Origin of the sequence: Nonomuraea basaltis (assembly GCF_005893125.1) — a bacterium.
GTDB lineage: Bacteria > Actinomycetota > Actinomycetes > Streptosporangiales > Streptosporangiaceae > Nonomuraea > Nonomuraea basaltis.
The window spans coordinates 1-13,705 of record NZ_VCJS01000289.1; the positions used below are offsets into that span (position 1 = coordinate 1).

At 68.4% G+C, this 13,705-nt stretch carries 12 protein-coding genes and 1 pseudogene; 2 read left to right on the forward strand and 11 right to left on the reverse strand.

All coding sequences use genetic code 11. The annotated features are described in order from the left end of the window. Positions 1–186: hypothetical protein (locus EJK15_RS61120; RefSeq protein WP_138719536.1), on the reverse strand; the 186-nt coding region annotated here is incomplete at its 3' end. A 107-nt stretch (positions 187–293) separates the two neighbouring features. Continuing rightward, the gene (locus EJK15_RS61125; RefSeq protein WP_138719537.1) at positions 294–1,457 is read right to left on the reverse strand and encodes a globin domain-containing protein; all 1,164 of its coding nucleotides are present in this window, start codon (positions 1,455–1,457) and stop codon (positions 294–296) included. A gap of 213 nt (positions 1,458–1,670) precedes the next feature. Here EJK15_RS61125 and EJK15_RS61130 point away from each other — a divergent pair, with 213 nt between their 5' ends. Continuing rightward, positions 1,671–2,312 (forward strand): response regulator, encoded by a 642-nt coding sequence (locus EJK15_RS61130; protein WP_138719538.1) that lies wholly within the window; start codon positions 1,671–1,673, stop codon positions 2,310–2,312. 65 nt (positions 2,313–2,377) lie between these two features. After that, positions 2,378–2,782 (forward strand): pyridoxamine 5'-phosphate oxidase family protein, encoded by a 405-nt coding sequence (locus EJK15_RS61135; RefSeq protein ID WP_138719539.1) that lies wholly within the window; start codon positions 2,378–2,380, stop codon positions 2,780–2,782. A 123-nt stretch (positions 2,783–2,905) separates the two neighbouring features. Here the strand turns inward: EJK15_RS61135 and EJK15_RS76870 are convergent. The 9 genes and pseudogenes from EJK15_RS76870 to EJK15_RS61180 all read right to left on the reverse strand — a co-directional run. Then, positions 2,906–3,180 (reverse strand): annotated as a pseudogene (locus tag EJK15_RS76870) (transposase); the annotation flags it as partial. Between the two features lie 46 nt (positions 3,181–3,226). Continuing rightward, the gene (locus EJK15_RS61145) at positions 3,227–4,756 is read right to left on the reverse strand and encodes a serine hydrolase domain-containing protein (RefSeq protein WP_138719540.1); all 1,530 of its coding nucleotides are present in this window, start codon (positions 4,754–4,756) and stop codon (positions 3,227–3,229) included. 231 nt (positions 4,757–4,987) lie between these two features. Then, positions 4,988–5,989: a hypothetical protein gene (locus tag EJK15_RS61150; protein WP_138719541.1), complete on the reverse strand. Its 1,002-nt coding sequence runs from the start codon at positions 5,987–5,989 to the stop codon at positions 4,988–4,990. Positions 5,990–6,608: 619 nt separating this feature from the next. Beyond that, positions 6,609–7,577: a cytochrome d ubiquinol oxidase subunit II gene (cydB, locus tag EJK15_RS61160; protein WP_138719543.1), complete on the reverse strand. Its 969-nt coding sequence runs from the start codon at positions 7,575–7,577 to the stop codon at positions 6,609–6,611. 12 nt (positions 7,578–7,589) lie between these two features. After that, complete coding sequence (locus EJK15_RS61165) at positions 7,590–8,963, reverse strand: cytochrome ubiquinol oxidase subunit I (protein ID WP_138719544.1); 1,374 nt, start codon at positions 8,961–8,963, stop codon at positions 7,590–7,592. 282 nt (positions 8,964–9,245) lie between these two features. Then, entirely contained in the window at positions 9,246–10,904 is a 1,659-nt protein-coding gene (locus EJK15_RS61170; protein ID WP_206061969.1) for a SulP family inorganic anion transporter, read from the reverse strand. A gap of 5 nt (positions 10,905–10,909) precedes the next feature. After that, a complete protein-coding gene (locus tag EJK15_RS73740; protein WP_206061971.1) occupies positions 10,910–11,119 on the reverse strand; it encodes a serine hydrolase in 210 nt (69 codons plus the stop codon). A gap of 97 nt (positions 11,120–11,216) precedes the next feature. Then, positions 11,217–12,680, reverse strand: coding sequence for an anion permease (locus tag EJK15_RS61175; protein WP_138719546.1), 1,464 nt, complete (start codon positions 12,678–12,680; stop codon positions 11,217–11,219). A 309-nt stretch (positions 12,681–12,989) separates the two neighbouring features. Then, a complete protein-coding gene (locus EJK15_RS61180; RefSeq protein WP_206061972.1) occupies positions 12,990–13,532 on the reverse strand; it encodes a WD40 repeat domain-containing protein in 543 nt (180 codons plus the stop codon). Between the last annotated feature and the right edge of the window lie 173 nt (positions 13,533–13,705).

The window sequence follows — 13,705 nt, forward strand, 5'->3', positions numbered from 1 at the left end:
GCAGTTCACCCCATGAGTCGAGCGCACCACCTTGTCGTGCGCCCACCGGTCCCGGTAGAAACGGTCCCACGCGCTGGGATCTATCTGGTGCAGCGTGCGGCCGTCGGCCGACACCTCCGACTTGGTGGAAAACGCACGGGCGGCCAGCAGCGGACCCATACCGGGAACCGCGTCGATATCAGTCACAGGATCTTCCTCGCCACAGCGATAGCAGCGGACATGCTTCAGACTGGGGCTCACCACCCCTTTGGCGGCAGGGACCAAGGTCCCTACTCAGGGGCCCGATGGACCCATCAGGCGGCGGCCAGCCAGAGGTCGGGGCCGAAGACCTCGTAGTGGATGTCGCGGGCGGCCACTCCCGCCTTCAGCAATTGGGCGCGTACGTCACGCATGAACGGCACCGGACCACACAGGTACGCGATCGCGCCCGCCGGGATCTCGACGCCCTCCAGGTCCATCCGGCCATCACGGTCGGGGGCTGCGGCGTCCGTCTCGTACCAGAAGATCCGATCGTCGGCGAGGTGCCGCATGTCCTCGCGCAGCGCGTGCTCGGCCGGGGAGCGGTCGGCGTGCAACAGCAGGACACGGCGGCGTGAGCCGGTGGCCGCCAGGTGTTCCAGCATCGCCACGATCGGCGTGCCGCCGATGCCCGCGGACACCAGCAGCAGCGGCGCGTCGCCGTCGTCCAGCGTCACGTCGCCGAACGGCGCGGACAAGGTGAGCTCGTCTCCTGGCCGCACGCTGTCGTGCAGCAGCGTCGACACCTCTCCGTCGGGGACGCCCGTCACCCGCTTGACCGTGATCCGGCGCAGATCGCCCACGCTGGACAGGGTGTACTGACGCAGCTGGTGCACGCCGTCTGGCATGCCGACCCGGACACTGACGTACTGGCCCGGGCGAGCCGGTGGCACCGTGCCGTCGTCGGCCGGGCGGAGCAGGAAGGAGACCACGTCCCGGGTCTCATTCTGCCTGGCGACCACCCGCCACTGCCGCCACGTGACACCGTTGCGCACGCCGGCCTCAGCGTAGATGCGCGCCTCCTGGGCGATCAGCGCCCCGGCCATCAGCCAGTACACCTCGTCCCAGGCCGCGGCGACCTCCGGCGTGACGGCCTCCCCCAGGACTTCGGCGATCGCGCCGAACAGGTACTTGTGGACGATCACGTACTGGTCGTCGGTGACGCCGACGGCGGTGTGCTTGTGGGCGATGCGGGCGAGCAGGTCATCGGGCCGCTCGCCGGGGCGCTCCAGAAGCATGGTGGCGAACGCGGCGATGGACCCGGCCAGCGCCCTGCGCTGCTCGCCGTTGGCCTGGTTGCCGCGGTTGAACAGGCCGTCGAGCAGCTCCGGCCGCTCGGTGAACATCGTCTCGTAGAACCGCGTGGTGATGGCGTCGAGCGAGGCGCCGACGACCGGCAGCGTGGCACGGACGATCGCGGCTGAATCCGCGGACAACATGGAAACCTCCCGTACAGATGATGGATATGAGGCCCGCGGGACTTGCGGGCCGCAAATCAGACTAGGAACAAGACCGGGCCGTTCGTCAGGGCGAACGTCAGCAGTCGCAGGGCCGAAAGTCCCTAATCGGGACCGCGACATCTCACCGCTGAACGATCGGTCAAGGACCTTGGTCCCTGTTGGCACGTGGCGGGAGCAGATAGCGTCAGAGGCATGATTCGTGTGTTTCTCCTCGACGATCACGAGGTCGTACGGCGCGGCGTCGCCGCCCTGCTGGACGGCGAGGACGACATCGAGGTGATCGGCGAGGCCGGGACCGCGGAGTCGGCCATCGCCCGCATCCCGGCCCTGCGCCCGGACGTCGCGGTGCTGGACGTGCGACTGCCGGACGGCAACGGCGTAGACGTGTGCCGCGAGGTGCGCTCGAAGCTGCCGCAGTTGGCCTGCCTCATGCTGACCTCCTTCGCCGACGACGACGCCCTGTTCGACGCCGTGATGGCCGGCGCGGCCGGCTACGTGCTCAAGCAGATCCATGGCTCGGACCTGGTGGGCGCGGTGCGCACGGTCGCCTCCGGCCAATCGCTGCTGGACCCGCAGACCACCGCCGCCATGCTGCAGCGGCTGCGCGACCAGGCGGCCAAGCAGGACCCATTGGCCGCACTGTCGGAGCAGGAGCGGCACATCCTGGATCTGATCGGTGAGGGCCTGACGAACCGGCAGATCGGCGAGCGACTCTTCCTGGCCGAGAAGACCGTCAAGAACTACGTGTCCAACCTGCTGGCCAAGCTCAACATGCAGCGCCGCACCCAGGCCGCCGCACTGTCCGCGCGCCTGCGGGCTGAACAGCGGGACTGAGGGAGACTTCAGATGGGACTTTCGCCTCTAATGCCGGCGAGCGCAGCAGTGGGATGCTGAGACGTATGCAACTCGATTCGTCCGGACTCCAGGTGCTCTCCCGAGAGGAGTGTCTGCGCCTGCTATCGTCCACGCCGATCGGGCGGATCGTCTTCACCGATCGCGCCCTGCCCGCTGTGCAACCCGTCAACTTCTGCCTCGACGGCGAGAGCATCGTCATCCGCACCTCCATCGGGTCGAAGCTGGCCGCCGCCACCCGGTGTGCCGTGGTGGCGTTCGAGGCCGACGAGTTCGATCCCGAGATGCGCACGGGCTGGTCGGTCACAGCGGTCGGGCACGCGCGCGCCGTGACCGATCCCGAAGAGATCGCCCGGCTAGGCGCACTACCACTGTTCCTCTGGGCTCCGGGCAGCAGGGACCACTACATCGTGGTCGACGCCGAGCAGGTGTCCGGCCGCCGGATCACTTGAGTCGGCCCGCAGGGCGCCGGACGAGCAGGAAACCCGCCGTGCGCCCTTGAAGGGGGCACCTTGACCGGTGGCGGCCCATTCCGTTCGTTCCGAGCGAGCAGGGCCCGCACCGAACTGTCGGATCTGATCGGCCCTCTCCGGGATCGTGCACGCGATGCCGCGCCTACGCAGATAGGCACGGTTGGCGCGCGAGCCGTACGCCTTATCGGCACGGACCCTGTCTGGGCGCTTGCGCGGGCGTCCCGGCCCCAGCCGGGGCCCACTGATTCGCTACAGCAGGGCTGGAACTGGGGCGAATCCCCGCGTTGACCAGCAGTGATGATCAGCGATAACAGCTTCTGGCCCTGCTCGACGGCCAGATGAAGCTTGGTGGTCAGTCCACCCCGGGAGCGGCCCAGCCCGTGGTCGGCGGGCTCGACATCGACGCCGCCGGGCGGCTGATGGTTAGGCCATACGGTGTTGGCGCCGTATCGCGCGGTGCCGGCGAATGGCGATGGCCGTGGTGGCGACAGCAAGCGCGCCGGTGAGCCACCTCCTCGGGTTTGTCGCGGCCGGTTGCTTCTGGAGCGACAGTGGCATCACATCGAGGTGGACCGCCGTCGTCCCCGCTCCAGGTTCGCGGCTGAATACGACGCGGAGGGTGACGGGTCCGAATTCGGCGAGGTCGATCCGGAACGCGTACGGGTCCTTGTCGTCGTCAGGGTGCAGCGGAAAGCCCTTGTAGAGCGCGGGTATCGGGCTGAGGAACCGCAGGACGAGCTCGCCATGGCGGACGAAGACCTCGGCCCCAGCGCCCAGCATGGACCTTGCACGCACGTCCGTGAGCCGGCCGGGAAGGTAGTACCAACCGCAAATCTCACCCCAAATCTCCGGGCGTTTCGGAACGTCGGCGCGAATGACCTCATCCGGTACGCCGAGCAGGTGGTTGAGCAGGCTCCCCAGTTCAGCCGGCATCCACAACATTGCGTCGCTGGCCCCGTTGGTGAAGGCCATGACGCCGACTCCGTCGTCGGGAGCCACGGAGATCTGCGAGTTGAAGCCAGGCACGATCCCCTGGTGCTCGATCACGGGATGGCCGTCGGCGTTCCCGCGGAAGAACGCCAGGCCAAGCCCCGGTATCCGGGGATCAGGCTGGTAGTGGGCCGCGAACATGGTGGCGAGCGTCGTCGGCTTGAGCACCGAGCCGTGCTGGTTGGCGCCACCGCCCAGGAGGGCGGCGATGTAGCGGGCCATGTCTCTGGGCGTGGAGTAGGCGGAGGCGGCTCCCGCCGTCACCACCTCATAATCGGTGACCGCCTTGACGCCACCGGAGCGCAAGTTGTATCCCGTCGCGAGCCGCGACTGGGCCGGTTCGGATCGGACGATGTCGGTGTCGGCCATGCCGAGGGGCTCGAAGATGTGCTCGCGCAGGTAGCGGTCCAAGGGCTGCCCGCTCACGTCCTCCACGATCTGGCCGAGTGTGGCGAACCCGTGGTCGGTGTATCTGAACGTGGTACCCGGCTCGACCTGGATGCGGAGACCCTCCCGGTAGTATTCGCGCAGCGACGGCACCGGCCGTCCGACCTTCACGGTCTCACCGAAGAGAGGCCGGACCACGCCCGAGGGGTGTAGCACCTCCCCGACCCCGGCGGTGTGGGTCAGCAGATGTCGCACCGTCGCAGGCCGGAAGCCGGCCCTTGCCGGGACCAGTGGGTAGGCGTGCAGATAGTCGTTGGCCGGCGCGTCAAGGTCGACCAGCCCTTCCTCCCACAGCTGCATCACGGCGATCGCGGTGAACGTCTTGGTGATGGAACCGACCCGGAAGACCGTGTCCTCGGTGACGGGCGTGTTCGACCCGATATCGGCCACGCCGTGTCCGCGGAAGAACTCGAGGGATCCGTTGCGGACCACGCCCACCGCCAGACCGACTGCGGTCCGGCGGTTGAGGATCTCATCAACTCTGGTCCTCATCTCCAACTGATCAAGCTCGGGCATGGCTTCCCCTTTCACCCCAGCTTGCGCGACGGCCCGCGCCAGTTCCTGACGGCCGGGGCTATAAACCCGACGTTGCTCTGATCTGGGCGGGAAAGTAAGAGGCGATCGGCCCGTATCGGTGGGTCGAACGTCCCTGGCCCGCGCCTCGGATGACGCCCGACGCAGGTGGGAAACCGGGGTGTAAAGGTGGGAGCACTGGCCCGCATCGCGGTAGATGCAGGTTCGAGCCGGTCAGCGGAAGTCGGAGATGCGCAGCACCGCCAGCATGTCTGTCGCCCGGGTGCCGGTCGAGAAGGATGCCTCCGCGCCGACCCAGCCGCGGAAGGCTCCCGTGTCGTCGATGATCTGCATGAGCGGTTTGACGTGGGAGTTGCCGGTGTAGCAGAACTCACCGCGTTCCATCGCCAGGCAGGTGCACCAGTGCCAGAGCGTGTCGCGGCGGTCGGACTTGGAGATCATCGTGAGGTAATACTGGATGGAGCTGATGTTGGGGCGCGTTCCGCCGCCGTACTTGGGGCAGCCGCCCGATTTCTGGCATGCGCCGCGCGAGGACGGCTGCAGGTAGGTCAGGCACGAGGTGGTGGCGGCGCAGGCACGGAAGGCGGAGTGGCCGAACGGCTGATTGCCGGAGGTGACGAGCTTGCCGCTCGCCCAACTCGTCAGGTCCTGCCTGAGCGAGCCGGGGAACGCCTTCACCGAGCTCATCGCGCGCCGGGTGCTGATCGCGGCGTTGCTGCCGTAGCCGTACCCGTGCGTGGCCAGCGTGCTCTGCTTGAGGTCCAGGCGGGCCAGCCTGCCGTCAGGCGAGGGCCGCACGTACCACTGCTCCGTCCACGTCTGGGCGATCTTCCACCGGATGGTGAGCACGTCGCCCGCAACGGTGTACGTCCCGGCGCGGCTCTCGTCGGGGGCGCCGGTGAAGCCCCCGGCGGTGAGCACCTCGCAGGCGCGGGGCCGCGATGCGGAACCGCCCGCCTTGGTGGTGCAGCTCGGGTCGGGGACGGTGCCGGTGCGCTGCCTGGCCTTGGGATGACGCTGCCACCACAGGTACAGGGCGGCGCTCACCGTGCCGTCCGCGGCGAAGCGGTAGCTGCCCAGGCGTACCCAGTTCTGCCGGGAGGCGGCCTTCAGATGACCCTGTGAGATGACGTAGGTGGTCTTGCCGCCCGGCAGCGGCGAGGCGGAAACCGCGCCGGTGGCCGGCTGGGCGGGCAGGATGGTGATGGCGAGCACGAAGGAGAGGATTGCCGCTGCGGTACGCAAGAAGAGACTCCGGAAGGCTTACGGGCTTGGCCGATCGTCAATGGGCCACCGTATTCGGTCCTGACCCGACATGTCTCCGAAACCGCAGCCATGAGGAACCTGACGGGCCCTGCGAGAAGAGACCAACAACACAAGACAACCATCGCAGGGCTCCCTCAGCCTTCAGCGCGGCGATCATCGCCACCCTCCGAGCCCTATCCCGGCACTCCCCTGCTGGGCAGCCCCCTGCCATTGCCCCCGCCTCTTCTGGCCCACACATGGGGCACTGACGCCTGCCGCCACGCGACGCGGGCACAGAAGATGCCGGTCCGTGCAGATCGCGTTCGCATCAGGGGTGATGCTGAGGGCCGCTCGCCTGCTGGTGCCGCTCCGGGCACTTTTCGCCGCCCTGGTGGCCGGGATGGCCACGCCCGCAGATCCGGCCGACGACACCGGGGTCAAGACGGCAGCACGGTCAAGGGTCCCGCCGTTCAGAACGCCAAGCTGCACCAGCAGCCGGTGAACGGGTCCTCCGCCCAGAGCTTCGACATGCCCTTCCTCGGCTTCCGATCATCAACATCGGCGCAATCATGAGCCCTGATCGAGCTCATCAGGTCGCTCCAGTAAGGCGGCGGCGGAACACCCAGTACGTCCACGCCTGGTAGGCCAGCACCACCGGAGTGAAGATGGCCGCGACCCAGGTCATCACCGTCAGCGTGTAGGGCGTGGAGGCGGCGTTGGTCACGGTCAGGCTGTTGACCGGATCCAGAGCGGGCAGCACGTTCGGCCACAGCCCGGTGAACAGGGCGGCCACGACCGCGACCACCGCGACCGCGCTGGCGGTGAACGCCCACCCGTCTCGGCCGCGCAACGTCGCGACCACCGCGCCGGTCAGGCCGAGCGCGACCAGCGCCACCGCGGCCCACCAGGCCGGCCTGCTGCCGCCGGAGGCCAGCAGGAACGCCATCACCACCCCGATCGTCGCCGGGGCGAGGCTCTTGGCCATGCGGGAGGCGCCCTGGCGCAGCTCACCGGTGGTGCGCAAGGTCAGGAAGATCGCGCCATGCAGGGTGAACAGCAGCAGCGTGGCCAGCCCGCCAAGCAGCGCGAACGGGTTGAGCAGAGTGAGCAGGGTGCCGGTGTACTCGTGGTCGGCGTCCAGCGGCACGCCGCGCACCATGTTGGCGAAGGCGACCCCCCACAGGAACGCCGGGCCGAGTGAGCCCCAGAAGAACGCCCGATCCCAGCCGCGCGTGCTGTCGGACTTGCTGCGGTACTCCAGCGCCACCCCACGCGCGATCAAGGCCAGCAGGATGAGGAACAACGGCAGGTAGAAGCCGCTGAACAAGGTGGCGTACCACTCGGGGAACGCGGCGAACGTGGCGCCGCCGGCCACCAGCAGCCACACCTCGTTGCCGTCCCACACCGGGCCGATCGTCTTGACGATGGTGCGCCGCTCCGCCTCGCCCCGGCCCAGGAAGGGCAGCAGGATACCGACGCCGAAGTCGAAGCCTTCCAGGACGAAGTAGCCGGTCCACAGCACGGCGATCAACACGAACCAGACAGTGGTGAGTTCCATCGCGACAATCCTCTAGTAGCTCAGAGCGGGAACGGGCTCTTCCGGGGCGGACTCCTCATGCGGCCCGATGCGGATGAACTTGATCAGCAGCCGCACCTCGATCACCGCCAGCACGGCGTACACCAGGGTGAAGCCGACCAGCGTGATCGCCACCGACGCGACGTCCGCGCTCGGTGAGACGGCCGCGGCGGTCCGCATCAGGCCGAACACGGTCCACGGCTGACGGCCCATCTCGGTGAAGATCCAGCCCAGGGTGTTGGCCAGGAACGGCAGCCCGATCCCGGCGATGGCCAGACGGTAGGCCCAGCGGCTCGCGGGCAGGCGGCCGCGGCGGGTAAGCCACAGTCCGACCAGGGCCAGCAGTGCCGACAGCGCTCCGAAGCCGATCATCAGCCGGAACGACCAGTAGGCCAGGCCGACGACCGGCCGGTAGTCGCCTGGGCCGTACAGCGCCTGGTAGCGGGCCTGGAGGTCATTGATGCCCTCCACCTCGCCATCCAGAGTGTTGGTCGACAGCAGGCTCAGCCCGTACGGGATCTGCACGTTGATGTGGTTACGGCCGTTCTCGACGTCGCCGACGGCGAACAGCGAGAAGCCGGCCGCGCTCTCGTCCTCCCACAGGGCCTCGGCGGCGGCCATCTTCATCGGCTGCTGCTCGGTCATGATCTGCGCCTGCCAGTGGCCGGAGACCGACACCCCGATCGCCGCCACCGCGCTGACCACCAGCGCCAGCCGCGCCGACGTCCGAAACAGCGGAACATCCCGTTTCCGCAGCAGGAACCACGCGCTGATGCCCAGCACGAACGCCCCGGCGGTCAGGAAGGCGCCGAAGATGACGTGCGGGAAGGTGACCAGGGTGGTCGAATTGGCGAGCACGGCCCAGATGTCGGTCAGTTCGGCGCGGCCGTTGTTGATGCGGTAGCCGACCGGATGCTGCATCCACGAGTTCGCCGCCAGGATGAAATAGGCGGAAATATTGGTCCCGATCGCGGCCACCCAGATCGTGGCCAGATGCAACCGGGGCGGCAGCTTGTCCCACCCGAAGATCCACAACCCGAGGAACGTGGACTCCAGGAAGAACGCCATCAGCCCTTCCATGGCCAGCGGCGCCCCGAACACGTCCCCGACGAAGCGCGAGTAGTCACTCCAGTTCATCCCGAACTGGAACTCCTGCACGATCCCCGTCACCACCCCCATCGCGAAATTGATCAGAAACAGCCGCCCCCAGAACCGGGTCAGCCCCAAGTACTCCGGCTTCCGGGTGCGGTACCAGGCCGTCTGCAGCCCGGCCACAATGATCGACAAGCCGATCGTGAGCGGGACGAACAAGAAGTGGTAAACGGTCGTGATACCGAACTGCCAGCGCGAAAGGTCGAGCACATCCATGCGGCCAGACTGGAGGACGGCCGTGCCGCCGCGTAGGGCCGAGCGACTCTGCCCCAAAGGACCTTAGTCCCACGCCCCATCTGTGTGTCCTGTCGAGGGTCGACGTTCTGCACGCCTGTCATACGTCAGGCCGGATCCGGGCGCCGCAAGCCGGTGGCTGAACATCGGCGACCTGATGACGATCTGGGCCGAGGAGCCCGGCTCCGCGACCACCGAACGTGGACTTCCTGGACTGGGCCGCCACGCTCCTTCACCGCTTCAGCCTCCCCCGGAGCTGAGTCGTCAAGAGCCCTCGGTTGAGGGGCGCCCTTGCTCGTAGGCCGCCACGGCGGTCGGCAGGGTCGGGAAGAGGAGGTCCTCCCCGATGGCCTCCGTCAGGCCGAATGCGTCGAGCGAAGTGCGCAGGTCCTGCTTGACCCTGGCCATGGCGAACACGATGCCCCGGCGGGCCAGTTCGGCGCGCAGTGACTCGACGGCGTCCAGCGCCGTGGCGTCCACCTCTACATTCGCTTCGGCGTTGAGCACGAACCACGACACGGGGCCTTCGTGCTCCTCGACCGCGGCGAGCGCGCGGCGCCGGAAGTCCTGGGCGTTGGCGAAGAACAGCGGGGAGTCGTAGCGGTAGACGACCAGTCCGGGAATGGTACGGGCGTCCGGATAGTCGTCGACGTCGTGCATCCCTGCCAGCCCAGGGACGATGCCCAAGATCGCGTCGTGCGGGCGGGCCACCCGGGCCAGCATCTCCACCACCGACAGGGCCACCGCGAGGAGCACGCCGTACAGGATGTCGAAGACCAGCACCCCGGCGAACGCGGCCAGCGCGAGCAGCAGCTCACTCCGGCGAAAGACCGCCAGACGGCGGAAAGCGGCCACATCGATCAGCCGGATCGCGGCGTAGATGACGATGGCGCCGAGCGCCGCAGTCGGGAAGTCGGCCAGCAGCGGCCCGGCGAACAGCACGACCCCGAGCACTGCGGCCAGGGCGACGAGCGAATACAGCTGGGTGCGGCCACCGGCGGCATCGGCCAGCGCGGTACGGCTGCCGCTGCTGCTGACCGGGAACCCGTGCAGGACACCCGCACCCAGGTTGGCCACGCCCAGGGCGAGCAGTTCTTGGTTGGCGTCGATCTGCTGGTTGTGCTTCGCGGCAAAGGACCGCGCGGTGAGCACGTTGTCGCTGTAGCCAACCAAGAGCACGCCGAGCGCGGGCAGCAGCAGGTGCTGCAGATCGGCGAGTGCCGGAAGGGCGGGCACGGGCAGGCCCGCGGGGATCTCCCCCACCACTTTGATCCCGTACCGCTCCAGCCCGAAGAGCGTGACGCAGGCGGTGGCCAGGAGGACGGCGAGCAGTGGAGCCGGGATCCAGGGCAGGCGCCGTTGGGCGAGGAACAGCAGGGCCAGCACCCCGGCCGCGAGCAGCAGTGTCCCCGGATGGATCCCGGACAGACCTCGTGAGAAGGAAAGCAGCTCGGCGATGACGCCGTCACCGGACACCGGCACCCCGGTGATCTTGCCCAGCTGACCGACGATCATGATCACCGCCACACCCGCGAGATAACCGACCAGAATCGGCCGGGACAGCAGGTCGGCGACGAAGCCCAGCCGGAGCAGCCGGCAGACCAGACAGAGCAGGCCGACGACGACGGCCAGCCCGGCCGCGAGGCTCGCGTACCGGTCCGGGTCACCCGCCGCCAGCGGCCCGACCACAACGGCGGTCATGAGCGCGGTCGTCGACTCGGGCCCCACAGACAGCTGGCGCGAGGAGCCCAGCACGGCGTACAGCGCGAGCGGCGCCAAGATCGCCCATATTCCCGCCACCGGCGGCAACCCCGCCACGGTGGCATAAGCCATGACCTGCGGTATCAGGTAGGCCGCCACAGTGAGCCCGGCCAGCACGTCACCACGCAACCACTCACGCCGATACGGGAGGAACGCGACCACGCACGTCAGTCTCGCACCGCCACAACAGCGCCCGCGCCCGGGGCGCCGATCACGTGGGCGAGCCGCACCGTTGCCGCCCGATGGCCTGGTCTGGCGGGAGTCAGCCGGTAGGCGCGCAGGTAGTCGCCGGCGGGCGCGTCGAGGTCGATCACGCCCTGCTCCCACAGCTGCATCACCGCGATCGCGGTGACGGCACTCCCTCTCGGAGGGATCATGGGAGTCGAGACTTCGGAACTGAGCGCACTGCGGGTGGCCGCAGGACGCACCCTTGTCCATGGCATCGGGCTTGGCGACCCCGGGAGGGCGTCGCCCTTACCAGTAGCCGAGGATCTTGAACCAGACCGCGCCGACGCCCATCCAGACAGCTATGTTGACCGCGGCGACGACCAGGCCGTTGCGCCACCACTCGGTCAGCGTGACGTAGCCGCCGCCGAACAGGACCGGTGCGGGGCCGGAGGAGTAGTGGGTCAGCCCGCCGTACAGGGAGCTGATGAAGCCCAGCACCAGCGCGGCCATCATCGGCGGGGCGCCGGTGGCGATCGCGGCGACCAGGAACGCGCCGTACATCGCGGCCACGTGCGCGGTGTTGCTGGCGAAGGCGTAATGGGAGGCGAAGTACACCAGCGTGAGCAGGACGAACGCGACCTGCCACGACAGGCCTCCCGCAGCTCCGGTCATGGAGGTGCTGAACCAGCCGACGACGCCGAGTTTCTGCAGTTGCCCGGCCATCATCACCAGCACCGCGAACCAGGTAAGGGTCGTCCACGCGGACTTGTCGCCGGCGAGGTCGTTCCAGGTCAGCACCCTGGTGATGAGCAGCACTGCCACGCCGGCGAACGCGCTTGCGGTGGCGGACAGGCCCCAGAGCTGGCTGCCGAGCGACCACAGCGTCAGCAGCATCACGAACACACCCGCCATGATCCATTCGGGGCGTGTCATTGGGCCGAGTTCGGCCAGCTGGGTGCGAGCCTGCCGGGGCGCCTCGGGGGTGTCGCGCAGTTCGGGCGGATACACCTTGTACAGCACCGCCGGGATCACGGCGAGCGCGATGAGCCCGGGCACGAGTGCGGCGACCGTCCACGTCAGCCAGCTGATCTCGACGCCCTGCTCGCCGGCGAACTTCTGCACCAGCGGATTGGCGGCCATCGCGGTGGCGAACATGGCGCTGGTGATCACGTTGACGCCCATCGCGGTCGCCGTCAGGTAGGCGCCGAGCCGGCGGCGGGTCTGGCCGTCCGGCCGCGAACCGGCCTGTTCGCTCAGCGAGGTGATGATCGGATACAGCACACCGCCGGAGCGGGCGGTGTTGCTGGGCGTGGCAGGCGCCAGGACCAGGTCCGTCAGCGCCATCCCGTAGCCGAGACCGAGGCTGCGCTTTCCCAGCATGGCCACGAACCACAGCGCGACCCGCCGACCGAGTCCGGTCTTGGTGACGGCGATGGAGATGAAGAAAGCGGCCACGATCAGCCAGATGGTCGGCTCAGCGAACCCGCTCAACGCGACCGCCGGCTCCAGCACGCCGGCGACCATCGTGAAGGCGAGCCCGGTCAGCGCGACCGCGGCCAGCGGCATCGGCTGCGCTATCAGCCCGAGCACGGTGGCAACGAAGATGGCCAGCACGGCCCAGCCCCCCGGTTTGACGGCTTCAGGCTGTGGCAGCAGATAGACGATCAGTCCGACGGCGATGGGCACGGCCCAGCGCAGAGCCGTCCACCACCATCCGCCTTGTTCGGCCGATTCCGGGCTCGAGGTGTTCTTCGGCTGGGGCCGTAGCATGATGTCTCTCCCATCACAGCCGATCAGGGGTTTCCGGCTGCGGGACCAGTGTGGGCACCCAGACTCTTGGGGCGCTTGAAGCGAAAGTCACCAACGGCAGGGTCTTTGGACCTCAGGTGCTCAGCCCCACTTTCAGGCACACCCGCGCCCCTCCAGCCGCACTTCCTGCTCTGACCAGAGCTACCGCCCTTAGCGCTATAGGGCGGTGGAACATGAGACGGCCACCACTGTGATCATTCAGGTGTGATGGATCTGAAGATCATAGGGTGGCCGGGTTGGACAGCGTAGAACACCTTGATGCGGGCGGGGTCAACGCCATGACCACAGGCGTACGGTCTCGTCGGAGCTGCTTGAGGCGAGGGTTTTCCCGTCCGGGCTGAACGCCACGCTGTTGACCGGGGCGGTGTGGCCGGTGAGCGTGGCGGTAGGTCGGCCACTGCTGACGTTCCACAGGCGCACCGTGTTGTCGCCGCTGCCGCTGGCCAGCAGCCTGCCGCCCGGGCTGAAGGCGACGGAGAAGACATGAGCGCTGCTGCCGGTATGGCCGGTGAGGGTCGCCGTACGCCGCCGCGTGGCGATGTCCCACAGCAGCACGGGGCCATCGGAGGTGCCGGCGGCGAGGGTCTTCCCGTCCGGGCTGAACGCCACGCCGTGGATGGTCTTGGTGTAGGTGATCAGCGAGGAGCCGGTCGGCTCGCCCAGCGACGGGACTTCGGGCGACGGCGAGGTGCTGGGCGAGCCGGAGCCTGGCGTGCCTTTCTCAGGCGAGTCCAGGAGCGAGGCCACCAGGGGTACGGAGCCCGCGGCGACCACACTGACCAGGCCGGCGAGTAAGAGCCTGCGTCGCGGCACGAGGCGGCGGTGCCGTTCGGAGGGATGGTTGGACGGGATGGGGCCGTATGCGTCTGCCGGGTTCACCGGTCCGGCGGGCTTGGAGCCGGTGAACTCGGGTCGCGGTCGCGTGGGGACGTGGGGAATGGCTGGTGCGAGCGCGTCCGGGGCGGTGACGGTCTCTTATACACCTC

Excerpts from the sequence above, each read along its gene's own strand:
- EJK15_RS61125 (WP_138719537.1), bottom strand. The coding sequence starts at position 1,457 with ATGTTGTCCGCGGATTCAGCCGCGATCGTCCGTGCCACGCTGCCGGTC.
- EJK15_RS61130 (WP_138719538.1), top strand. The coding sequence starts at position 1,671 with ATGATTCGTGTGTTTCTCCTCGACGATCACGAGGTCGTACGGCGCGGC.
- EJK15_RS61175 (WP_138719546.1), bottom strand. The coding sequence starts at position 12,680 with ATGCTACGGCCCCAGCCGAAGAACACCTCGAGCCCGGAATCGGCCGAA.
- EJK15_RS61145 (WP_138719540.1), bottom strand. The coding sequence starts at position 4,756 with ATGCCCGAGCTTGATCAGTTGGAGATGAGGACCAGAGTTGATGAGATC.
- EJK15_RS61165 (WP_138719544.1), bottom strand. The coding sequence starts at position 8,963 with ATGGATGTGCTCGACCTTTCGCGCTGGCAGTTCGGTATCACGACCGTT.
- cydB (WP_138719543.1), bottom strand. The coding sequence starts at position 7,577 with ATGGAACTCACCACTGTCTGGTTCGTGTTGATCGCCGTGCTGTGGACC.
- EJK15_RS61135 (WP_138719539.1), top strand. The coding sequence starts at position 2,378 with ATGCAACTCGATTCGTCCGGACTCCAGGTGCTCTCCCGAGAGGAGTGT.
- EJK15_RS73740 (WP_206061971.1), bottom strand. The coding sequence starts at position 11,119 with ATGATCCCTCCGAGAGGGAGTGCCGTCACCGCGATCGCGGTGATGCAG.